The 23,433-nt window shown below is 67.2% G+C and carries 19 protein-coding genes; 13 read left to right on the forward strand and 6 right to left on the reverse strand.

Annotated elements, in window-relative coordinates:
• Nucleotides 1-74: 74 nt before the first annotated feature.
• Complete coding sequence (locus ON38_RS19150; protein ID WP_281004622.1) at nucleotides 75-989, forward strand: cation diffusion facilitator family transporter; 915 nt, start codon at nucleotides 75-77, stop codon at nucleotides 987-989.
• A 30-nt stretch (nucleotides 990-1,019) separates the two neighbouring features.
• Nucleotides 1,020-2,072 (forward strand): AraC family transcriptional regulator, encoded by a 1,053-nt coding sequence (locus tag ON38_RS19155; RefSeq protein ID WP_039826243.1) that lies wholly within the window; start codon nucleotides 1,020-1,022, stop codon nucleotides 2,070-2,072.
• Nucleotides 2,073-2,078: 6 nt separating this feature from the next.
• On the opposite strand, the gene ON38_RS19160 is transcribed toward ON38_RS19155, so the two are convergent.
• The 4 genes from ON38_RS19160 to ON38_RS36150 all read right to left on the reverse strand — a co-directional run bounded on the left by ON38_RS19160 (nucleotide 2,079) and on the right by ON38_RS36150 (nucleotide 5,905).
• A complete protein-coding gene (locus tag ON38_RS19160; protein WP_051164966.1) occupies nucleotides 2,079-2,855 on the reverse strand; it encodes a metallophosphoesterase in 777 nt (258 codons plus the stop codon).
• Between the two features lie 694 nt (nucleotides 2,856-3,549).
• Nucleotides 3,550-4,296, reverse strand: a complete 747-nt coding sequence (locus ON38_RS19170) for an RluA family pseudouridine synthase (RefSeq protein WP_039826245.1) — start codon at nucleotides 4,294-4,296, stop codon at nucleotides 3,550-3,552.
• Nucleotides 4,297-4,408: 112 nt separating this feature from the next.
• Nucleotides 4,409-5,341 carry a GGDEF domain-containing protein gene (locus ON38_RS19175; protein WP_245564108.1) on the reverse strand — a complete coding sequence of 311 codons (933 nt, stop codon included), beginning with the start codon at nucleotides 5,339-5,341 and terminating at the stop codon, nucleotides 4,409-4,411.
• Nucleotides 5,342-5,581: 240 nt separating this feature from the next.
• A complete protein-coding gene (locus tag ON38_RS36150; protein WP_157181817.1) occupies nucleotides 5,582-5,905 on the reverse strand; it encodes a hypothetical protein in 324 nt (107 codons plus the stop codon).
• 861 nt (nucleotides 5,906-6,766) lie between these two features.
• On the opposite strand from ON38_RS36150, the gene ON38_RS19180 reads away from it, so the two are divergent.
• The 9 genes from ON38_RS19180 (at nucleotide 6,767) to ON38_RS19220 (ending at nucleotide 18,800) form a co-directional block, all read left to right on the forward strand.
• Nucleotides 6,767-8,005 (forward strand): nitrate/nitrite transporter, encoded by a 1,239-nt coding sequence (locus tag ON38_RS19180; RefSeq protein WP_039826247.1) that lies wholly within the window; start codon nucleotides 6,767-6,769, stop codon nucleotides 8,003-8,005.
• Nucleotides 8,006-8,119: 114 nt separating this feature from the next.
• Nucleotides 8,120-11,812 (forward strand): nitrate reductase subunit alpha, encoded by a 3,693-nt coding sequence (locus tag ON38_RS19185; RefSeq protein WP_039826248.1) that lies wholly within the window; start codon nucleotides 8,120-8,122, stop codon nucleotides 11,810-11,812.
• Nucleotides 11,812-13,491, forward strand: coding sequence for a nitrate reductase subunit beta (narH, locus tag ON38_RS19190; RefSeq protein WP_039826249.1), 1,680 nt, complete (start codon nucleotides 11,812-11,814; stop codon nucleotides 13,489-13,491). Before ON38_RS19185 ends, narH begins: the two co-directional genes overlap by 1 nt.
• The gene (gene narJ / locus ON38_RS19195) at nucleotides 13,488-14,336 is read left to right on the forward strand and encodes a nitrate reductase molybdenum cofactor assembly chaperone (protein WP_083872826.1); all 849 of its coding nucleotides are present in this window, start codon (nucleotides 13,488-13,490) and stop codon (nucleotides 14,334-14,336) included. Before narH ends, narJ begins: the two co-directional genes overlap by 4 nt.
• 5 nt (nucleotides 14,337-14,341) lie before the next feature.
• Nucleotides 14,342-15,106: a respiratory nitrate reductase subunit gamma gene (gene narI, locus ON38_RS19200; RefSeq protein ID WP_039826260.1), complete on the forward strand. Its 765-nt coding sequence runs from the start codon at nucleotides 14,342-14,344 to the stop codon at nucleotides 15,104-15,106.
• A 95-nt stretch (nucleotides 15,107-15,201) separates the two neighbouring features.
• Complete coding sequence (locus ON38_RS19205; protein ID WP_051164968.1) at nucleotides 15,202-16,221, forward strand: Fic family protein; 1,020 nt, start codon at nucleotides 15,202-15,204, stop codon at nucleotides 16,219-16,221.
• A 400-nt stretch (nucleotides 16,222-16,621) separates the two neighbouring features.
• A complete protein-coding gene (locus tag ON38_RS19210) occupies nucleotides 16,622-17,086 on the forward strand; it encodes a hypothetical protein (protein WP_157181818.1) in 465 nt (154 codons plus the stop codon).
• On the forward strand, nucleotides 17,083-17,265 hold the full coding sequence (locus tag ON38_RS19215) for a hypothetical protein (RefSeq protein ID WP_039826252.1): 183 nt from the start codon (nucleotides 17,083-17,085) through the stop codon (nucleotides 17,263-17,265). The genes ON38_RS19210 and ON38_RS19215 overlap by 4 nt, the downstream gene beginning before the upstream one ends.
• Before the next feature lie 368 nt (nucleotides 17,266-17,633).
• Nucleotides 17,634-18,800 (forward strand): thiolase family protein, encoded by a 1,167-nt coding sequence (locus ON38_RS19220; protein WP_039826253.1) that lies wholly within the window; start codon nucleotides 17,634-17,636, stop codon nucleotides 18,798-18,800.
• Nucleotides 18,801-18,924: 124 nt separating this feature from the next.
• Here ON38_RS19220 and ON38_RS19225 read toward each other — a convergent pair whose 3' ends face one another.
• Nucleotides 18,925-19,467, reverse strand: a complete 543-nt coding sequence (locus ON38_RS19225) for a C40 family peptidase (RefSeq protein ID WP_051164969.1) — start codon at nucleotides 19,465-19,467, stop codon at nucleotides 18,925-18,927.
• A 248-nt stretch (nucleotides 19,468-19,715) separates the two neighbouring features.
• A complete protein-coding gene (locus ON38_RS19230; RefSeq protein ID WP_039826254.1) occupies nucleotides 19,716-20,297 on the reverse strand; it encodes a helix-turn-helix domain-containing protein in 582 nt (193 codons plus the stop codon).
• A gap of 90 nt (nucleotides 20,298-20,387) precedes the next feature.
• Between ON38_RS19230 and ON38_RS19235 the strand changes: the two genes are divergently transcribed.
• Together ON38_RS19235 and ON38_RS19240 are read left to right on the forward strand one after the other, a co-directional pair.
• The gene (locus ON38_RS19235; RefSeq protein WP_039826255.1) at nucleotides 20,388-21,017 is read left to right on the forward strand and encodes a class I SAM-dependent methyltransferase; all 630 of its coding nucleotides are present in this window, start codon (nucleotides 20,388-20,390) and stop codon (nucleotides 21,015-21,017) included.
• Between the two features lie 153 nt (nucleotides 21,018-21,170).
• On the forward strand, nucleotides 21,171-23,433 hold a 2,263-nt coding region (locus ON38_RS19240), incomplete at its 3' end, for a CocE/NonD family hydrolase (RefSeq protein WP_218000802.1).

The raw sequence follows: 23,433 nt of genomic DNA on the forward strand, positions 1-23,433 counted from the left end.
GAGTCTGCCAGCCCGGCGGGCGGGCGCGAATCGAAGGTGTTGCAAGCATGCGCATTGACGCATATGTTTGTCGGGTGGGACATGATCATACGCATCACGTATCACCGGAGAGTGCCTCCGGGAAATATGTCGGCCGCCTGGGGATAGCGCTGGCCCTCGGTCTGGGATTCATGCTGATCGAACTGGTGGTCGCGCTGGCCACCGGTTCACTGGCACTGCTGTCGGACGCCGCCCATATGCTCACCGATGTCGTGGGTATCGCCATGGCGCTCTCGGCGATCATGCTCGCTCGCAACACCCGGCCCAGCTACACCCGTACCTTCGGCTACTACCGGGCCGAGGTGATCGCCGCGCTGGCCAACGCCGTACTACTGTTCGCGGTCGCCGGATACGTTCTGATCGAGGCGGTGCGCCGGTTCGGGGAACCGCCGGAGGTACGCGGCGGTCCGGTGCTGGCCGCCGGCGCCATCGGCCTGCTGGCCAATATCGCGGCCTTCCTGCTGCTACGGCGCGGAGCCGAGGAGAGCCTCAATGTGCGCGGCGCCTATCTCGAGGTACTGGCCGATATGGTCGGATCGTTCGGGGTCCTGCTGTCGGCCGCGATCACGCTGACCACCGGCTGGCTCTACGCCGATATGATCGTCGGCGTCGCCATCGGCCTCTGGGTGCTGCCGCGGACCTATCTGCTGGCCCGGCGGTCGCTACGCATTCTCTTCCAGCACAGTCCCGAAGAGCTCGACGTCGAGAAGGTGGCGGCCGAACTCGCCGCGGTCCCCGGAGTCTGCGATGTCCACGACCTGCATGTCTGGACATTGACCTCGGGTATGGAGGTCGCCTCGGCCCATATCACCACCACCGGCTCCGACTCCGGCGACGAAATCCTGCGCGCTGCCCAGCACCTGCTCGCCGACCGCTTCCACATCCACCACGCGACCCTTCAGGTGGAGACCACCGCCACCGCTCGCCGGTGCGCGGAGCTGTCCTGGTGATCAATCGAGATATTCGGCCATAATGTCGGCATGGTGCAGCGTCCGTCCATCCGCGACTGGGACTTCCCGCGGGGAGTAGCCAGTGTCGCGCTCATGGCCGGATACGGGGCGGAACACGGAGTTCCCACCGCCGCACTGCTGCGCGGCACCGATCTCACCGAAGCCCGGCTGCGCGACCCGGACGCCCAGATCGACGCGCACACCGAGCTCGCGGTGGTGCGCAACCTGGTCCGCGAACTCGACCGTCCCGGGATGGGCGTCGAGGTGGGCCGGCGCTATCGCATCACCACCTTCGGTATCTTCGGCTTCGCCTGTGTCAGCAGCCCCACCTTGGCCGAGGCGATCGATTTCGCCCTGCGCTATCTGGAACTGAGTTTCACCTTCTGTCTGCCGGTCACCCAGTGGGAGCACGGCGAGTTCATCGGCCACATCCACGACGAATCGGTGCCCGCCGACGTCCGCCAGTTCCTGGTGGAGCGGGATGTGACAGCCATGCACCAGGTGATGAGCGATCTGCTGGGCCGGCATCTGGCGCTGCTGCGCGCCGAATTCCGGTTCCCCGAACCGGCCTACGCCGATCTGATCGCCGAGGTGACCGTGGCCCGGCCCCGGTTCGGGCAGCCGCACACCCTGGTGGCCATCGATCCGGCGATCCTGGATCAACCGCTACCGCAGGCCAACGAGCACACCCTGGCGATCTGCCTGGCACAGTGCCGGGACCTGGTGCACCGGCGGCGGGCGAGAACCGGGATCGCCGCGGAGGTGCGCGCGCGGCTCGTGCCCCACGGCGGGATGGACGGTCTCACCGCGCCGCCCGGTATCGACACCGTGGCCGCCGACCTGAACATGAGCACCCGCACCCTGCGCCGGCATCTCGACGCGGCCGGTACCAGCTATCGCGCCCTGCTGGACGAGGTACGCCAGGCCCTGGCCGAGGAGATGCTGACCACCACCCCGCTGTCGGTGAGCGATGTGGCGATCCGGCTCGGCTACGCGGAGGCCTCCACCTTCATCTACGCGTTCCGGCGCTGGACCGGCGGTACTCCCGCCGCCTATCGGCGGGCCCGCGCCGGCCGGTACTGAACCGGATCAGAACGGTGTACCGATCCAGCCTCCCATCGGGACGCTGCGGAAATGCGTGATCAGCCGATGTTCGTCATCGATGACGTGCAGCGCGACCGCCGGGTCCGGTGCGTAATCCATCACCCGCTCGGGCGGGGCCAGCTCCCATTCACCGCCCAGGACCGAGGCGGTACTCGGCCCCATGAGCAGCGGCCGGCCGGCGAAGGTGGCGACCGCGGCGGTGTGCGCATGCCCGGTCAGGGTGCCGATGATCCGCTCGTCGCCGGCGATGACCGCGGCCAGCCGCTCCGGCCCGGCCAGCGCGATGGGGTCCACGATAGGGCTGTGCAGGAAGACCGGGGGATGGTGCAGTGCCAGCAGGACGGCATCACCGGCGGGAGTCTCGGCGAGAGTCGCGTGCAACCAGTCGTAGGTCTCGTCGGTCAGCCGTCCGCCGGACTGCCCGGGCACACTGGAATCGAGCAGGATCAGCGTGACATCGCCGACCCGGTGCACCTGGTTGACGGTGTCGTCGAGCGGGGGAGCGCCGAGCAGCACCTCCCGGAACGCCGCGCGGTCGTCGTGATTCCCCGGGATCGCCAGCACCGGGAGATCGGCCTGTAGTGCCGTCCGGGCCTCGGCGTACTCCTCGGGTTTTCCGGAATCGGTGATATCACCGGTCACCACGATCACATCGGGCCGCCGCCGCAGATCCGCGAGATAGGCCATGACCCGCTGCGCGCGTTCGGCATTGCGGGTGCCGAGATCGAAATGTGTATCGCTGACCTGAGCCACCAAGATCATCGGACGCTCCTGTGTTTTTTGGCGCCGCCTGCGGCGGCGCGGGGTTGAGGCCCCCTTGGTCTCGCCGTTTCGGCCTCGAGACTTGCGCCTTCGGCGCGGGCGCTTTCGAGGCCGAAACGGCGAGACGGGCCTCAACCCTTTGAGGTGTCTCGTAAGACTCGACACCGCGTGGGGTCCCGGTACGGCGGTGGGTTCGTCGACCCGTGTGTCCGGGTCCGGTGCTGGGTCCTTCGACCAGCTTAGGGGACTTGGCCAGTGCAAATGGTGCGGGTATGAGTGAGGACACCACCGGGGTGGGGTGCTGCTGGACGTGGCCTGGACCGCTGTAATTCAGGCGTGGCGGGGAACGCCTCGGGATGAGCCGAGGCAGAGCCGGAAAGAAACAGTTCGCCCGCGAACCCGGGGCGGGTAGCGGATCGCAGCCGGGTGTCGGGGACCACGGCCGGAACCGGGCCGAGCGGTCCGGCATCGGTGATCGGTTCGCCGGTGTGAGCGCGGGAGCCCGAGGAACTCTTCGGCCTCGGCCACCGACATGGCCGACGAGTTCTCCGGTTCCGGCGACGCCCGCATTCCCGCCGCCCACTCCAGCGGCCGCGCGGACGCCGGATTCGGCGGCGGCGAGGCCTCGCCCAGCTCACCGACCGGCGCCGAGGCGTTCACGACGGCCCGGCGGTGGACGCACAGTACCGGGGGCTCACCGCGGCTCGGGCAGGGCGGGCGGCGGGCCGGGCAGCGGTGACCAGAAGTCGTCGCCGGGCGGGGCCTCCAGCTCCAGCCTGCCGCCGGGAAGCCGGTCGACGGCCAGGCCGAGGCGCCAGGAGTGCAGATGGGCGCGCGGCACCGTGCCGGAGCGGTCGAACAGGGGATCGCCCAGGATGGGGTGCCCGATCCAGGCCAGGTGTACGCGGAGCTGATGGCGGCGGCCGGTGATCGGGCGCAGCGCGACGACGGTGTGCTCACGATGCCGGGCCAGGACGGTGAACTCGGTGGTCGAGGGATAGTTCTTGGTGTTCAGCAGATCCGTTTCGGCGACGGACCAGCGGTCGCCCTCGCGCCGGATCGTTTCGCGTGGGGCGGCGACTCGGACGCGGTTCTTACGGCCCACGCCGAGCGGCAGATCGATGGTTCCGGTGTCGGGTAGTTCGGGGGAACCGGCGTCGACGATCGCGAGGTAGGCCTTGTCGGCGGTCTGCTTGTTGAACTGGCGGGTCAGCGGGCCGTGGGCGGACAGTTTCCGGGCGAACAGAATGAGACCGGAGGTCACCTTGTCGATCCGGTGGACCGGGTACAGCGTCTCACCGTGCGCCGCCGCGGACGCCACGATATCGATATCGTGGCGTTCCCCGGTGACGGATATACCGGCCGGTTTGTTCAGGGCCAGGACCGCTTCGTCCTCGAAGAGCAGGCTGCGGGCGCGCAGCTCGGGCCAGTCGATATCCACCGCTCGAGCGTAGCCATCGCTCTGATTCGGTGATCAGGGGATTGCCCCTGGCCACTACCGGTGGAAGTACGCAGTTCGACCGATTGTCGTGTGGGTTCGCCCGGTCCTCTATCTATCCGCCGATACCGGTATCGAGGAGGTGAAGAGCCCACTGGTCTTTACCTCTGGTCTTGGCGTGGTACAGCTCGCGGTCGGCTGCGTCGAGGAGGGTGGTGGCCGCTGTGTTGCGTACTCTCCTGAGAACTGCGCCGATGCCGGCCGACATTCGCAACCTGTGTTCTCCTATGGCGATCGGGTGGGACAGCGCCAACCGCATCTGCTCCACAACAGCGGTCACTTCGCGGCTGTCGGCCGGCGGTGAGATCAGGGCGACGAACTCATCACCTCCGATGCGAGCGATCATGCAGTCATGGCCGGACACGCTGTCACGCAGGCGATCGGCGACCGTGCGCAAAACCTGATCGCCGACTCCGTGCCCATAACGGTCATTGACCTCTTTGAAACCGTCGAGGTCGACGAAACACAGTCCCGCCCGGTCGTCGCCGCCTGCCGCGGCCAACGTTTCGATTCTCTCGAGCAGACTGCGCCGGTTGGGCAGGCCCGTGAGCGGATCCTGACGCGCCTGCCGGTGTAGTTCTTCTTCCATCCGGTGCCGCTCGGTCACATCCTCCCCGACGGCGAGCAGATAGTCGGGTTGTCCGCCGCTTCCTTTCACGTAGGTGATCGCGAACGCCACCCACCCGGTGCTGCCGTCGGTGCGGATCAACCGTCGCTCCAGTTTCACGATCCCTTCCCGCGCCCGGACCAACGTATCGAAAACAACTGTGCTGATCGCGTCTTGGTCGTCGGGATGGGCGAATTGATAAACCGAGATACCGCGTAACTGCTCGACCGGGATACCGATCATGTCGGCCAAGCTGTGATTGGCGTAGAGAAGGGTGCCTTCGGTGTCGCCGATCGCCAGCGCCACCGCGGCATTGTCGAAAACGAACCGGAACAGTTCGTCTCCCAACGGGCGCGATGGTTGGTCCGGGTGGGTGACCACGTAGGGTCCCGGATCGCGCACCGTGTGATGTTGCACCGGATGGTGTCGGTGGCTGCGCATCCTGCTCTCCGATCTCGGGCCGGCTTCGTCCGCACCTCGGATTGCGCGGCTGGTTGCTGTCGATTGCATAGTGCTGTCTCCGGCATCGGCCCGGCTCCCATCAGAGGAAGGCAGACTGCGGGTCGGTGCTTCGCACAGTCCGATCCGGGTGCCGGGCCGGGTTTCTCGAGCGGAACGGGTTCATGGCTCGATCTCCCGCACTGCGTCATCTGCACAGATGTCGAGAACTGCGGCAAGGACCGTCCGATACATGCATATACCCGACAAGTGCCCGTTCAGCGTCAGCACGGTGTGTGCTCCGGATCGCCGGCATTCTCGGACGAGTTCGACGAACGCCGGAGGCAGCGTCCCATTCTGGGGTGCCGGCTCGCGGAAGACAGTGCCCAGCGCGTATCCGAGTGATGCGGCGGCGGTCCGCAGCTTGTCTTCGCTGGAAACCGGGTCGTGGGCATCGAGCAGATCATCGCGCAGGTATCCGTAGGCAAGGGGTGATAAAGAAGTCATCGGCGGATCTGGGTTTCCGTTCTACCGCCCGGCCTGGATGAATGACCATCCACCGGAACGGGAATATGTGTTCTGGACCTGTTGATCACCACATTCGAGATAGGGACCATCGAAGCCGCGGTCCCTCGCGGTCGCGCTTTCATTCGACTGTCCGTCGATTCAGCGCCCGCAGGCGGGGCCACACCGATGATGAGTCCCTCGAACGCCGCTGCTCGATGCGGTACTGCTCCGAAAGCTTCGTGGTCGTCACCTCTTCGTGGTGTGGAAGCAGCGGTCCGATTACTCGACCGAAGGCCCCGAATTCGGACCTGCAGCAAACGTAGGTCGAGGCCCCCGGAACAACCAGGCCTGGAAGCGACACACTTCGTGCGGTATACGACACCGCCAGCGCGGGCTGCCCTCGCATTCGGTTGAGAGGCCGGCACCGCTTTTCTGTCGCGATCAGCCTTCGCCGGCGTCGGAGCGGCAGACAAGCGCAGCAGAGCGCAACCAGCGGAGGCGCACCCGCGTTGTCCGCGATGACGATTGCAGACGCCGCTTCCCCACCATTGTCACGCCGCAATCGGTAGGGCATCCGACGTGGTACTACAACGACTTCCGGGCGGGCGATTCGACGGGTACCGGGAAGTCCGGCGAGCGCCGGTGAGATCACGAAACTCCGGGAACTCCCGGTGAGCCGGGAGTCGCGGCCCGTAGAAGGCACAATGGCGACAGTAGGCCGTGAGTCAGTGATATCGCGATACGGCGGTTCGGGAGGGTCTGGCCTTCCCGGCCGCGTTCGATGACCGAATCGCCCGTCGAGTGGTTGGGCCAGGTGTCCACCGGGCGCGAGAGCTAGCCGGACCGATCTCCCCAGGAGTGATGGTGGCCTCTTCGACTCCGCTGAATCCCGGCCGGGCCATGGCCGGCGCCGGTGCCGTGACCGGCGGCCGCACTCTGATGCTGATCCTGGCCACGGTGGGTTTCGCGCTGAATTTCTGGGCATGGGCACTGCTCAGCCCGCTGGCCCCACGCCTGCGCGACGATCTCGGACTGAATTCCTTCCAGGAGTCGCTGGTGGTGGCCGTTCCGGTGATCGTGGGTTCACTGGGCCGGATACCGGTCGGTGCGCTGGCCGACCGCTACGGCGGGCGCCTGATGTTCCCGGCGGTGTCGCTGATCACGGTGCTGCCGGTCCTGTTCCTGGGGCTGGTCGGGCACTCCGCGCTGGGAGCCTTGCTGATCGGCGGTTTCTTCCTGGGCATCGCCGGCACGGTGTTCGCGGTCGGCGTGCCGTTCGTGAGTGCCTGGTTCCCGCCGGAGAAACAGGGGCTGGCGATCGGTGTGTACGGCATGGGCATGGGCGGCACCGCGATCAGCGCCCTGACCACGGTGCGCCTGGTGGACGCGGGCAATACCGCCACACCCTTCCTCCTGTGCGCGGCCGCGCTGCTGATCTACGCGATCGCCGCCTGGTATCTGCTGCGCGACGCCCCGGGCCGCACCCCGCCCGCCGAACCCCTGGCCACCCGGCTGAATCAGACCGTGCGACTGCCCGCGACCTGGGCGGCTTCGGCGCTCTACGCCGTCTCGTTCGGTGGATTCGTGGCGTTCTCGGTCTACCTGCCCTCGTATCTGCGGACCGCCTACGACCTGTCCCAGACCGACGCGGCCAACCGGATGGCGGGATTCGTGCTGCTCGCGGTGGTCATGCGGCCGGTCGGCGGCTGGCTGGCGGATCGGTTCGACGCGCCGACGGTCCTCGCCGCCACACTGTGCGCCGTAGTGGTCGCCGCCTCCGTGCAGGCCACGACCCCGGACCTGGCGCCGATCGGCACCCTGGCCTTCCTGGTGCTCGCCGCCGCGCTCGGCGCGGGCAGCGGCGCCACCTTCGCGCTGGTCGCCCTCATCGCGCCCGCGGGCAAGGTCGGGGCGGTCACCGGTTTCGTGGGAGCGGCCGGTGGGCTGGGCGGCTTCGTACCGCCGCTGGTGATGGGCGCCGTCTACGAGGCGACCGGCGACTACGGGCCGGGCCTGCTGGCGCTCGCGGTGGTGGCCCTGGTCGCGCTGCTGTTCACGCTGATCGTGCTGCGGCACCACGTGGAACGGAAGCACACCTGATGCGATACGTCCGCCGCCGGCCACCTGCTTCGAAGGAGTTCCCATGAGGCGAAACTCCGGCGCTCGCCTCGGCTTCCGGGGTTCGCGCGTACCGGCTTCGAAGGAGGCTCGCTGATGCATACTCGCCGCGGCTCGGGGGATGCCGGGCTGGACGACGAACTGACCGATGCGCTGGTGGGTACCCGGCGGTTCTTCACCCGCGCGGAGATCTCCCCGGACCGGCGCTCGATGTTCGAGGTGGGCGGGCGGCAGGCCGACGAGTTCTATCGGGACCGCTGGAGCCACGACAAGGTGGTGCGTTCCACGCACGGTGTGAACTGCACCGGATCGTGTTCCTGGAAGATCTATGTCAAGGACGGGATCATCACCTGGGAGACCCAGCAGACCGACTATCCGTCGGTGGGTCCCGACAAACCCGAATACGAGCCGCGCGGCTGTCCCCGCGGGGCCGCGTTCTCCTGGTACACCTACTCGCCGACCCGGGTGCGTTACCCGTATGTGCGCGGTGAGCTGCTGGAGATGTACCGCGCCGCGAAGGCCGCCACCGGCGACCCGGTGACCGCCTGGGAAACGATCGTCGAGGACCCGGATTCGGCCCGGCGGTACAAATCCGCGCGCGGTAAGGGCGGTCTGGTGCGGGCTACCTGGGACGAGGCGACCGAGCTGATCGCGGCCGCCCATGTGTACACCATCGCCCGGTACGGCCCGGACCGGATCGCGGGGTTTTCACCGATTCCGGCCATGTCGATGGTGTCGCACGCCTCCGGCGCCCGGTTCGTCTCGCTGATCGGCGGGACGATGCTGTCCTTCTACGACTGGTACGCCGATCTTCCGGTGGCCTCGCCGCAGGTGTTCGGCGACCAGACCGATGTCCCGGAATCGGGTGACTGGTGGGACGCGGGCTATCTGATCATGTGGGGGTCGAATCTGCCGGTGACCCGGACCCCGGACGCGCACTGGATGGCCGAGGCGCGCTACCGCGGGCAGAAGGTCGTCGCGGTCTCCCCGGACTACGCCGACAATGTGAAGTTCGCCGACGAATGGCTGGCCCCGCATCCCGGCACCGACGGGGCGCTGGCCATGGCGATGGGGCAGGTGGTGCTGCGTGAGTTCTTCGTGGAACGCGAGGTGCCGTACTTCACCGGCTACGTACGCCAGTTCACCGATCTGCCGTTCCTGGTCCGGCTGGAGGAGACCGACGACGGCTACGCCCCGGGCAAGTTCCTGACCGCCGCCGACCTCGACGAGCACGCCGGGGTGGAGAACGCCGCGTTCAAAACGGTGGTGCTCGATACCGACGGTCGTCCGGTGGTCCCGAACGGTTCGGTCGGTCACCGCTACGGCCAGAGTGGCATGGGGAACTGGAATCTCGACCTCGAGGGTGTGGTGCCCCAGCTGACGCTGTTCGGCGAGGCGGCGGTACCCGTGCTGCTGCCGCGGTTCGACACCGCGGGCGGGGACGACACGACGATCCGGCGCGGGGTACCGGTGCGGCGGGTGAACGGTCATCTGGTCACCACAGTGTTCGACCTGATGCTGGCGCAGTACGGCGTGTACCGGGACGGGCTCCCCGGGGCCTGGCCGATCGACTACGACGATTTCTCCCAGCCCTACACCCCCGCCTGGCAGGAGACGATCACTGGTGTCCCGGCCGCCGTGGTCCTGCGGATCGCGCGGGAGTTCGCGGCCAATGCCGAGGAGAGCCACGGCCGCTCGATGATCATCATGGGCGCCGGTACCAACCACTGGTTCCACTCCGACACGATCTACCGCGCCTTCCTCACCCTGACCACGCTCACCGGCTGCCAGGGCGTGAACGGCGGTGGCTGGGCGCACTATGTGGGTCAGGAGAAATGCCGCCCGGTCACCGGATGGACCCAGCTGGCCTCGGCCCTGGACTGGTCGCGGCCGCCGCGGCAGATGATCCAGACCGCGTTCTGGTATCTGCACTCCGATCAGTTCCGCTACGACTGGTTCGGTGCCGACAAACTCTCGGCGACGCCGGGCGCCGGGCGGCTGGCGGGTATGAGCACCGCCGATGTGATCGCGCAATCCGCGCGGCTGGGCTGGATGCCGTCGTATCCGACCTTCGACCGTAACCCGCTGGAACTGGCCGATTCCGCCGCGGCCGAGGGCGGCTCGGTCGCCGGCCATGTGATCTCCGAACTGCGCTCGGGACGGATGCGGTTCGCCTGCGAGGACCCCGACTCCCCGGAGAACTTCCCGCGGATCCTGAATGTGTGGCGGGCCAACCTGCTCGGTTCCTCGGCCAAGGGCAACGAATATTTTCTCGAACACCTGCTCGGCACCGAATCGTCGCTGCGCGCCAAACCCACGCCGGCCGGCGCGCGCCCGCGTGATGTGGTGTGGCGGCCGGAAGCGCCGCGCGGCAAACTCGACCTGCTGCTGACCCTGGATTTCCGGATGACCAGCACCACCCTGTTCTCCGATATCGTGCTGCCCGCCGCGACCTGGTACGAGAAGCACGATCTCAACACCACCGATATGCATCCCTTCGTGCACTCGTTCAACCCCGCCATCGCACCGCCCTGGCAGACCCGCACCGATTGGGACGCCTTCCGCGTGATCGCCGAGAAGTTCAGCGAACTCGCCGGTCCGCGGCTCGGGGTGCGCAAGGATGTGGTCGCGGTGCCGCTGTTGCACGACACTCCGGACGAACTGGCCACTCCGCACGGCCGGGTCGCGGACTGGAAGAACGGGGACGCCGAACCGGTCCCCGGCGTCACCATGCCGAAACTGGTGGTGGTGGAGCGCGATTACGGTGCCATCGGGGCGAAGATGACGGCGCTGGGCCCGCTGGCGGAGAAACTCGGCGGCACCACCAAAGGGGTCACTTTCGATTTCGGGCCCGAAGTCGAATACCTGCGGCACAAGAACGGGGTGGTCCGCGGTGGCCCGGCCGACGGACGGCCGTCTCTGCAGCGCGGTATCCAGGCCTGTGAGGCGATCCTGGCGCTGTCGGGCACCACCAACGGCCGGCTGGCCACCGCAGGTTTCCGCAGCCTCGAACAGCGCACCGGAGTGCGCCTGGCCGATCTGGCCGCCGAACACGAGGGGAAACAGATCACCTTCGCCGACACCCAGGCCGCGCCGGTGCCGGTGATCACCTCGCCGGAATGGTCGGGTTCGGAAACCGGGGGCCGCCGGTATTCGCCGTTCACCATCAATATCGAACGCCGCAAACCCTGGCATACGCTCACCGGCCGCCAGCATTTCTATCTCGACCACGACTGGATGACCGAACTCGGCGAGGGGCTCCCGGTGTACCGGCCGCCGCTGAACATGGCCGCGCTGTTCGGCGAACCCGTACTCGGCTCGACCGGGGAGCTGGGGGTGACGGTCCGCTATCTCACCCCGCACAGCAAATGGTCCATCCACTCCGAATACCAGGACAACCTGTTCATGCTGAGTCTTTCGCGGGGCGGGCCCACGATCTGGATGGCGCCCGCGGACGCCGCCACCATCGGTGTGGCCGACAACGAATGGGTCGAGGCGGTCAACCGCAACGGTGTGGTGGTGGCGCGGGCGGTGGTCTCGCACCGCATGCCCGCCGGAACCGTGTACATGTACCACGCGCAGGACCGGCTCATCGATGTGCCGATCAGCGAAACTTCCGGACATCGCGGCGGCATCCACAACTCGCTGACCCGGCTGCTGGTCAAACCCAGCCACCTCATCGGCGGCTACGCCCAGCTCAGTTTCGCGTTCAACTATCTCGGACCCACCGGTAATCAACGCGACGAGGTGACCGTGATCCGCCGTCGCAGCCAGGAGGTGAGCTACTGATGCGGGTGATGGCGCAGATGGCGATGGTGATGAACCTCGACAAATGTATCGGCTGCCATACCTGTTCGGTCACCTGCAAACAGGCGTGGACGAATCGGTCGGGCGTGGAATACGTGTGGTTCAACAATGTGGAGACCCGGCCGGGACAGGGATACCCGCGCACCTACGAGGACCAGGATCGGTGGCGCGGCGGCTGGGAGCTCAACCGGCGCGGCCGGCTGGAATTGAAGGGCGGCGGGCGCTGGCGCAAATTGTTCACCATCTTCAGCAATCCGATTCTGCCCGCCCTGAGTGATTACTACGAACCCTGGACCTACGACTACGAGAATCTGACCACCGCACCGGCCCAGCGACACACTCCGGTCGCCCGGCCGAAATCGCTGATCACCGGCCGGGATACGAAAATCGAATGGTCGGCGAACTGGGACGACGATCTCGGTGGCGCACCCGAATACGGCCACCGCGATCCGCTGCTGCGCAAACTGTCCGAACAGGTGCGTTTCGAATTCGAGCAGACCTTCATGTTCTATCTGCCGCGGATCTGCGAACACTGCCTGAATCCGTCCTGCGCGGCATCGTGTCCTTCGGGCGCGATCTACAAACGCAGCGAGGACGGCATCGTGCTGGTGGACCAGGACCGGTGCCGCGGCTGGCGGATGTGTGTCTCGGGCTGTCCCTATAAGAAGGTCTATTTCAATCACCGCACCGGTAAAGCCGAGAAGTGCACCTTCTGTTTCCCGCGGGTGGAGGTCGGGCTGCCGACGGTGTGCGCCGAGACCTGCGTGGGTCGGTTGCGCTATATCGGGCTGGTTCTCTACGACGCCGACAAGGTATTGGAGGCCGCGTCCACCCCGGACGAACACGGTCTCTACGAAGCGCAACGAGAGGTCTTCCTCGATCCCGCCGACCCCGAGGTACGGCGGGAAGCCGAACGTGCGGGTATTCCCTGGGACTGGGTGGAGGCCGCCGACCGCTCGCCGATCTATTCGCTGATCAACACCTACAAGGTCGCGCTGCCGCTGCATCCGGAATACCGCACCTTGCCCATGGTCTGGTACATCCCGCCGCTGTCGCCGGTGGTCGATGTCGTGCGCGATACCGGCCACGACGCCGAGGATCACGGCAATCTCTTCGCCGCGATCGAGGCATTGCGAATTCCGGTGGACTATCTCGCGCAGTTGTTCACTGCCGGGGATCCCGGACCGGTGACCGCGATCCTGCGCCGGCTGGCCGCCATGCGCAGCTATATGCGCGATATCAATCTCGGCCGGGAACCCCAGGAGCGCATCGCCGAGGCAGTCGGTATGTCGGGTGAACAGATCTACGATATGTTCCGCCTGCTGGCCTTGGCCAAATACGACGAGCGCTATGTTGTTCCGCCCGCGCACACCGAATCGGCGCACGGGCTGGAAGAACTCGCCACCGAATGCAGCCTGGACTACGACGGCGGTCCCGGAATGACCGGCTCCGGCCCGTTCGGCGAGAATTCGGGCGGGGTCTCGCCCATCGCCGTGGAGAACTTCCGGATGCTGCGCAACCGGCAGACCTCCGAGACCGCTACCAGCGTCGGCGGCCGCGGCCGGGTGAATTTGCTCAACTGGGACGGGAAGGTCCCCGATGGGCTGTTCCCGCCGGAGGGGGTAAACCAGCGACCCGGCGACGTGGAGCGGCCGCGATGAGGGCGAGCGGGGCGAAAGCCCTGGACCCGGCCGCCCGAGCCGCCGCCTGGCAGGTGCAGTCCCTGCTGCTCGGCTATCCGGACGAAGCCCTGCGCCGCAATCTCGATCTGCTGAGCACGGTGGCGGCGACGCTGCCGCCTCCGGTCGGCGCCCCGCTCACCCGGTTCCTCGGCCATGTCCGAACCCGCTCGGTTTTCGAACTCGCCGCCGATTATGTGGCGACCTTCGACCACCGCAAACGGTTCAGCCCCTACCTCACCTACTTCGCCTATGGCGACACCCGCAAACGCGGCGTCGCTCTGTTGCGGTTCAAGCAGGCCTACCGGGAGGCCGGGCTGAAACTCTCCGAGGAGGAACTGCCCGACCATCTGTCCGTGGTGCTGGAATTCGCCGCGTCCGGCAATGCCGAGACCGGGTTGCGTCTGCTCACCGAGCACCGGGCCGGTCTCGAGGTGATGCGTTGCGGCCTGCGGGAGACCGGCTCGCCCTGGGCCGACGTCCTCGAATCGATCACCGCCACCCTCCCCGCGCTCGCCGGATCCGAACAGGACGCCGTCGCCCGGCTCATCGCCGCGGGCCCACCGGAGGAGGCCGTCGGCCTCGCCCCCTTCGCCCCGCCGCAATACCTCCCCGATCCGGTCGTACCACCGGCGTCACCGGGGGACACGGAGACGGCCGCGACCTTCCCGGGATCGCCGCCATTCGAGGTCGGGGTCCGCCCCGGTTCCACAGCGACAGAGCGAAGGCGCACGGCGACCGAGCGGCGGAATGAAGAACCGGGGTCACGGGGGCCCCGGCCCGCCGCGCCGGACGCGTCGCAGATCAACACGGAGGCGTGCCGATGAACTCCATGAACTCCGTGCCGCTCGCCGCGCCGGGTGAGAATCTCACCGCGATCGATATCCTGCTGTGGGTCGCCCTGCCCTACGCCGCCATCGCGACTTTCCTGGTGGGCCACTACTGGCGCTACCGCTACGACAAATTCGGCTGGACCACCCGCTCCTCCCAGCTCTACGAGAGCCACCTGCTGCGCCTGGGCAGTCCGCTGTTCCACTACGGGATTTTGCTGGTGATCGTGGGTCATATCGTCGGCCTGCTCATCCCCGAAAGGTGGACCGAGTCCGTCGGCATCAGCGATTCGGTGTACCACGCGGCCTCCGCCGGGCTCGGCATCCTGGCCGGTGTCGCCACCCTGGCCGGCGCGGCCATCCTGATCTACCGCCGCCGCACCACCGGTCCCGTCTTCTCCGCCACCACCCGCAACGACAAGATCATGTACGTATTGCTGCTCGGCACGCTGCTGCTGGGTTTCGGCACCACACTGGTCAACAATGCCGACAACCACCCGCACGATTACCGGGAGACGGTCTCCCCCTGGTTCCGCTCCATCCTGTCCTTCCGCCCCGACACGGACCTGATCCTGGCCGTGCCCCTCGGTTTCCAGCTCCACGTGATCGCCGCCTGGCTGCTGTTCGCCTTCTGGCCGTTCACCCGGCTGGTCCATGTGTTCTCGATGCCGATAGGGTACCTGACCAGGCCTTATATCGTCTATCGCAGCCGGGACCGGGAGCTGGGGTCGCGGCCGGAGCGGCGGGGGTGGGAGCGGATCCGGTAAGGGCGGCCGAGCGGACGGTAGCCCGGAAACCGAAGTGGTGGCCCGGAGACGCAGCGCGCGCAGCCGAGTCGCCTTCGAAGTGAAACCTTCCAGCAGTGGCGCCCTGGGAGGGACTCGTGGATGCCGTGGCGGCGTCGAACTCGATCGAGGGGTTCAAGGTGGCCACCATCGACGTCGAGGACCTGCTCGCCGGAGAGCGCGATGTGGATATCTCCGAGGAGAACCGCGCCGAGACGCTCGCCTATGAGCAGATGATGACCTACATCCAGACACTGCACGATGTCGACGATTTCGCCTACAGCAAGGGGCTGCTGAACGCGCTGCACTGGATGTTGCAGGGGCATCGGCATTCTCCGCGTAAGCCGGCGGGGCAGTGGCGGCGAGGTCCGGTCTATGTGACCGATGCCCGCGATCCGAGCATTGCCGCGTATACCGCGCCGGACGCCGATGCGGTGCCCGCGCTGATGGCGGAGTTGGTTGACTGGCTCGACGCCGCAGACGGCACCCATCCGCTGGTTCGCGCCGCGATGGCCCATCTGCATCTGGTGTCGATTCACCCGTGGGCGGACGGTAACGGCCGGATGTCGCGCTCACTGCAGACGCTGATGATCGCGCGGGAAGGGGTGCTCGCCCCCGAGTTCTCTTCGATCGAGGCATGGCTCGGCCGACCGGGCAATACGTGGGAGTACTACCAGGTCCTGGGTCGCCGGGGCAGCGAGTACCGACCGGACCAGGATGTATCGGAGTGGATCCGATTCAATCTGACCGCCTATCACCAGCAGGCGCAGACCGTGCATGCACGCTTCGTTCGATCCGGACGCGTGTGGGAACAACTGCTGGAGTTCGCCGTTACCGAGTCGCTCGACGAGCGGCTCGTCACCGCGTTGCACGACGTCGCGATGGCGGGCCGGGTGCGCCGCAGCCGGTACGAGCAGGGTGAGAGCTCAAGTCTCCAGCAGGCCCAGCGTGACCTCCGTGAGTTGGTGCGTCGGCAGATCTTGGAACCGGTGGGACGGACTCGCGCCCGGTTCTATGTGGCCGGTGCGCGCTTTCCCGAAAAAGTGTCGGAGGTGGCGCACACGCCGGTGACTTTGCGGGACCCATACCCCGCGTAGTCGTTTCCTGGTCGATCCACGCGGCTGATGATGGGGCGGGCGGCGGCCGAGGCGGCCGGTTTGCTGCAGGGTTCTGAAATCGCAGGCCGACGCGTATTGCCGAGCCGTCCCCGCTCGGCACCTGCTGGCCGGATGGATCGGCGTACGATACGTGAACGGACCTCGGGGCCAACGCGTTTGACGGTTTCGAAATGAAGTCGTGCGGTTCGCTTCCGGGCCGACCCGATGTGCTCATCGGTCGCAGCACCTATCTGCGACTTCATGGTCGGGTGTGAGACCGTGCGACAGCGACCGACGTGCGAGGGGAGGGCCGTGCCGCATCGTCTGGTGGCGTTGATCGCTACCCCCACCGTCCGGATCGAGAACTGATTCCACCGCCTGCAGAGGTTCGACTGTCCTGATGTCGGCAACGCCCCTCAACGAAGTTCTACAAAAGCTTGCGAACGCATTGGGTGAGCTGATGGTTCAGCGCCTCGGGCCCGGCCTCGCGAAGAGTCACCGGCTACCGATACGAGAGGGGGCCCAGCGGATCGAGCACGCCGGCAACGGACGTGTCGAACCGACCGATTTCCCCTTCCCCGGTCGCCTGATAAATGATCCCATGCCCCTACCCGAAGAAGCCTCGGACAAAGTGGACAGGCTGCGGGACTTCGCCGGATGGCAGGCCGATGCGGCCAATGCGATGGTCGGCCGTCTTCGTGGCCTGGGCCGGGAACCGGCAGCGGCGGACTGGAGAGAAGAGTATTGGAACCTGCTGCGATCCCGCTCCGGGAAGCCGGCGCTGTTCGCGACCTCGGATCTGGGCACCCGTATCACCGATGATTATCCGAATCTCACTTCAAGCTTTTCGAGTCACCCCAGATGAAGAATGGGTCCGATGCGGTCACCCGCACCTACATCGCAGGCGCGGCCCAGTACCACCTGGGTCGGGTACCGGATTTCCCGCACGATATCGATCTGCTGGCGAACACCATGACCCAAGCAGACTTCGTGCAGCACCTCGTGGACTACGATTCGCGCCGGGCCGGATATGGCATGGGATGAAGGCGGATCATGAGCCGCGCCGCCCCTCCTCCTGATGCGACCGCTCGAATCTCCTGCGATCGTACCGGTGGCCGCGCGTACTCCGATCACAGCGGTCGCTCCGTACGTCATGTCGAATTGCCCCCTGGCGCGTGTGGTCGCGACATCGGCGTAATACGACGACCTCCGCCTCGCGCATCCCGAGCGCGGTATCGAATAAGCCGGGTCCTTTGCGTGACGGTCGCACCACTGCGCGTCGTGCCGGTTTCCGGCGGCACCGATGGGCTGAGCCCGTGTGGGGCACTCTGGTCCAACCATGCGAATCCGTGTTAACTTAAAGCGAACGGTCATTAACTTGACCGGCCGGAACGAGCATTTCAGGAGGGACTATGCAGTCCGCCGTCATCGTCGATGTGGTTCGCACGCCGTCCGGGAAGGGTAAAGCCGGTGGTGGGCTGTCCGGGGTGCACCCGGCGACGCTGCTGGCCGGAGTGCTCACCGAGCTGTTGCAGCGCAATGATCTGGATCCGGCGCTGGTCGACGATGTGATCGGCGGCTGCGTGACCCAGAGCGGGGAGCAGGCCTTCAATATCTCCCGCACGGCTGTGCTGGCCGCCGGGTTCCCCGAATCGGTACCGGCCACCACGGTGGACCGGCAGTGCGGGTCCAGTCAGCAGGCCGCGCATTTCGCCGCGCAGGGCGTGATCGCCGGCGCCTACGATATCGCCATCGCCTGCGGTGTGGAGTCGATGAGCCGGGTGCCCATGTTCTCCAACGCGCAGGGGCAGGACGCCAACCGCGGTCCCATCGCGCATCGGTACCCGGAGGGCCTGGTGCAGCAGGGTGTGGCCGCGGAGATCCTCGCGGCGCGCTGGAAATTCGACCGGGCCACCCTCGACGAATTCGCGGCCCGGTCGCATCGGCTGGCGGCCGAGACCGCCGCGGCCGGCGGGTTCGATCGCGAGCTGGTGGCGGCCGGCGAGCTGACCGCGGATGAGACCATCCGGGCCGGATCCACCCCCGAGAAGCTCGCGGGCCTGAAGCCGGCGTTCGCCGACGAGCAGTACACGCAGCGGTTCCCGGAGATCAACTGGTCCATCACCCCGGGCAACTCCTCGCCCCTCACCGACGGTGCGTCGGCGGCGCTCATCATGAGTGAGCAGGCCGCCACGAAGCTCGGTCTGCGGCCGCGGGCGCGTTTCCACTCCTTCGCGGTGGTGGGCGACGATCCGCTGCTCATGCTGACCGCGCCCGTACCGGCCTCGAAGAAGGTGCTGGAGCGGGCCGGGCTGACGATCGACGATATCGACGCCTACGAGGTCAACGAGGCGTTCGCGCCCGTGCCGCTGGTCTGGCAGCATGAGTTGGACGCCGACCCGGAGAAGCTGAATCCGCGCGGTGGGGCCATCGCGCTGGGGCACCCGCTGGGCGCCTCTGGTGTGCGAATCCTGGCCACCATGGTCAACCATCTCGAGCAGACCGGCGGGCGGTACGCGCTGCAGACCATGTGCGAGGCGGGCGGCCTGGCGAACGCCACCATCATCGAACGTCTCTGATCACCGAACACGGCCCTCGGGACTACCCCGGTCCCGAGGGCCGTGTTCCGTGAGGTGCGCCGTGGGCCCGAGGCTGTGGTGCGGGCTTGCCGCCGGTCGATGGGGAACCACGGTGCGGCCCGGGTCAGAAGCGGCGTGCTCCGACCACGGGCGAATACGACATGGGCGATATCTCGACCGTGGTGGTCGCGGCGTGGATCACCTGACCGTCGCCGGCGTACAGCGCCGAATGGCCTCCGCCGCTGTAGGAGATCACATCGCCGACATGTAGCTGGTCGAGTGGCACCGGGGTGCCGGCGGAGAGCTGGGACCAGCTGGTACGCGGTACCTGCACTCCGGCCTGCTGGTAGGCCCACTGCACCAGCCCCGAACAGTCGAAGACGTTCGGTCCGGTACCGCCGGATACATAGGGCGCCCCGAGCTTGCTGCGTGCCGCCGCGACCGCGATATCGCCGACGGCCGGGGCGGGCGCCACCGGTGGGGTGAGCGCGCCGATACCGGGGATTCCGGCCGGCAGGGGGATCTGATCGGGAATTTCGAAGGTGCCGAGGCCGGGCAGTGTGACCGGCTGGGCCTGGGCAGGTGCTGTTGTTCCGAGAATGGCGCCGGCCGCGGCGGCGAAAAGAGCCAGTGCGGCGCAGCGCTGACGTATCGGTACAGAATCCATAATTGCGGTCCTCCGTGCTCGGGTCGAGAGCCGGTGGGAGCGCGACGGTTCGCACCGCCGAATGCGCGAGGAGAACATCACCGACTGCTCGAACAGCGTTGGAAATACACCACAGCTATATGTCGGTCCTGCAAACCCGGGGAGTCATATTTCGCGTGATCGTGCGCCGATCGGTAAACGACACGGACAATGCGGATCACGAAGAAATAACTATCTACATTTCCGCAGCGTAGCGGCGTTGTCCGAATTCACCCCGGGCGATATCTGGCCTTGATGTGGAACCGCTCGCCCTGGGGTCCGTAGATGCTCAGGTACTCCACCGGATGCTCGTCGGCGTTGCCGAACCAGTGCGGCAGATGGGTGTCGAATTCGGCCACTTCACCGGGGGTCAGGATCATGTCGCGGTCGCCGAGGATGAGCCGGAGTCTGCCGTTGAGTACATAGAGCCAGTGGTAACCCTCGTGGGTGTGCATCTCGGGCTCGGCGGTGGCGCGGCCGGACAGGATCTGCTTGTAGGCCTGCAGGCCGCCCGGGCGGCGGGTCAGCGGGATGAAGGTCTGACCGTGCCGGGTCACCGGCCGGGTGTGCACCCGGGGGTCTCCGGTCTCCGGTGCGTCGACCAGTTCGTCCAGCGGCACCTGATGGGCTTTGGCCAGCGGTAGCAGCAGTTCGAGGCTGGGTTTTCGCTGGCCGGATTCCAGGCGCGACAGGGTGCTCACCGGGATACCGGTGACCTCGGACAGCGCCGCGAGCGTCGTGCCGTTGCGGCGGCGCAGTTCGCGCAGCCGCGGGCCGATCGCCTCGATGACCTCGCCGAACTCCCGATCCATGTCTCTATTGCAGAACTGGCAAATAAATTTGTCAAGCCAGCTGTTTGCCCGGATGCTGGGAAACACACCTCACGAGATCAGGAGCAACGGATGGACCAGCAGTTCTGGGATGATATGTACGGCGAGAGCGAACAGCGGTTCAGCGGGTTGCCCAATGACGCACTCGTCGCGGAAGTGACCGGTATGGCACCCGGTCAGGCCCTCGATCTCGGCTGCGGCGAGGGAGCGGACGCCTACTGGCTGGCCGAGCGCGGCTGGCAGGTCACCGCGGTCGATATCTCGCAGGTCGCGCTGGACCGTGCGGCGGCCGGGCACCCGGAGATCTCGTGGCAGCGCGCCGATATCACCGTCACGCCGATGCCGGCCCGCTCCTTCGATCTGGTGTCGGCGCACTATTTCCCGATCGCGCACGAAACCGATCACGCCACCGTGCGTGGACTGCTCGAGGCCGTGGCCCCCGGTGGGACTCTGCTCTTCGTCGCGCACGACCCCACCGAATTCCCCTCGCGCGAGGAGCATTCGCACGGGGGCGAACATGCGCACGAGGGCGAGGGGCCCTCGCCTCGGTTCGACCCCTACGAGTTCTATCAGCCGTCCGAGATCGTGGAACTACTCGGCGACGACTGGACCGTGGAGGTCGACGAAAGGCGCGATCGCGACCGGCCCGCCGCCGGACATCAGGTCAAGGATCTCGTCCTGCGGGCGCGGCGCACGAACTGAGGCCTCGCGCGGGCTCGGCCACCCGGACGCCCCACCTCGGTTTTCGGTGATCGGCCGCGTCCGCGCGTCGTAACCCGGTTCCATAAGAGCCGATTGCTATTGTCGGCCCCACCTGTGCGCGGAAACCGGAACCACGAGGTGGAGGGTTTGTTCATGCGGCTGTACCGGGTTCACGGGCTCGCGGCCGCCGCGGCCGCCACCGTGGTTGTCATCGTGACCGTGATCCTGGTGGTGGCAGCGCAATCCGCGCGCCACCCGGTGCAGCGGGACACCTCCCCGGCGGTATCGCCCGCCGAACTCGCCCAGCAGTGGACCGATCTGCACGACGGCCCACAGCCCTATCCCGAAACGCAGATCGACAAAGACGTACTGATCACCATGAGCGACGGTGTGGTGCTGAAAGCCGATGTGTACCGGCCGGCCGCGGCCGGCGGAGCGGTGGAGACCCGGCCGCTGCCGACGATCGTCACCATGACGCCGTACTCGAAAATGATGTCCAGCATGATCGATTCGGCCATGAGTGATCCCGAAGTGCGGCGATGGACCATGGACCTGGTGCGCCGGATCAACCTCACCGGCACTCCCATCAGCGGGTTCGAGGATCTCCTGCACGCTCTGGACGGCGGCACGGTGGCCACCGTGCTCGGGCTCGACAGCCGGCTCGTCCAGGCCGGTTACACCGTCGTCTCCGTGGATGTGCGCGGTACCGGGCAGTCGCAGGGCCTGTGGGACACCCTCGGTGAGCGTGAACAGCTCGACACCCGCGAGGTGATCGAATGGTCGGCCCGGCAGCCCTGGTCCAACGGGCGGGTCGCCATGAGTGGCGGGTCCTATGCCGGGATCAACCAGTTGCGTGCCGCGGAGAACGCGCCGAAACCGCTCCAGGCCATCTTCCCCGTCGAACCGGGCAGCGATCTCATGCGCGATGTGGTGGCGCCGGGCGGCGGGGTGGGCGTGACCTTCCTGCCGTTGTGGCTGAACCAGGTGAACCAGGCGAAACTCATGCCCGATGTGAAGGCCATGCTCAACGGCACCTTCGACTGGCAGTGGCTCAGCGACCGCATGGCCGACCCCGCGACCAACTACGATCTCCTCGCCCAGGCGCTGCTCACCCCCTCGCTGCGGAATATGCCGCCGGCCCTGGCCGACGCGCTGGACGAGAACAGCGCCTTCCGCCAGGGCATCATGGGCCATCCGGAGAAGATCACCGTGCCGACCTTCGTCTACGGCGGCTGGCACGACATCTTCGCCAACAGCGCGACCACGCTGTACAACGACATCCCGCTGCCGCCGGGCCGCAAACAGCTCATCGTCGGCGATACCTACCACGCCAACCCCGGGGCCGGAACCGGCCGCCCCGGGGCCCCGCCGCGCCTGGATGTGCTGCAGCGCGTGTGGTTCGACCACTGGCTCAAGGACATCGACAACGGCATCACCGACTACGGTCCGGTGATCGTCTGGGAGCAGGGCGGGGACTGGGTGGTGCTCGACCAGTTCCCGCAGCCGGGTATGACGCACCGGCGGGTGTACCTGTCGGGAGCCGCCAGCGGGACGACCGCCGATTCCGTGCACGACGGCTCGCTCACCGCGGCACCGGGCGCGCCCGACCGGCTCACCGTCTCCCCGGGGCTGACCAACTTCTGTTCGCGTGACATGGCGCAGGGTTCGGCGGGGATCGGGGCGGCGCTGGACATGTGCGCCAAGGACTCGCGGATCGCCGAACGCAACGCGCTCACCTTCACCAGCGAGCCGATCGCCGAACGCACGGTGCTGTCCGGCCCGATCAATGTGCACCTCAACACCGTGCACGACGCCGCGGACGGCTACTGGAACGTCACGGTCAACGATGTGGCGCCCGACGGGACCTCGACCGTACTGAGCACCGGCCAGCTCACCGCGTCGCTGCGGGCGATCGACGAGTCCCGCAGTACGCGTTCGGCCAACGGCGATCTCACCGCGCCGCACAACCCGCTCACTCTCGACAGTGTGCAGAAGGTGGTGCCGGGCGAGCCCGTGACGCTCGATATCGCGGTCATCCCGATCCAGGCGGTGCTGGCACCCGGGCACCGGTTGCGGCTCGACGTGTTCGCGGGCAATTCACCGAAGGCGCTGGCGTTCCGGCCCATGCTCAACGACAGCGAGCTGGCGCCGCAGCACCTGGCGCTGGATCCGGCCGCGCCGAGTTTCGTCAACCTGCCCACCGACCGGCCGCTGTTCGGCTCGCCCGTCGACGCCCGCCCAGGCCGCACCGCGCTCGGTACCGGCTCCGACGTCGCAGCCGGTACCGGCGCCGCGGCCCGCGCAGGCTCCCACCACACCGGTGGCCCCGACGACGCCGCCCACCGCGCCCACCCCGCAGCCCGCGCAATCCGGGCCGCAGCCGCAGGTGCCGGCCACACAGCGCGCGGTGCCGACC

Origin of the sequence: Nocardia testacea NBRC 100365 (genome assembly GCF_000308775.1) — a bacterium.
Lineage (GTDB): Bacteria > Actinomycetota > Actinomycetes > Mycobacteriales > Mycobacteriaceae > Nocardia > Nocardia testacea.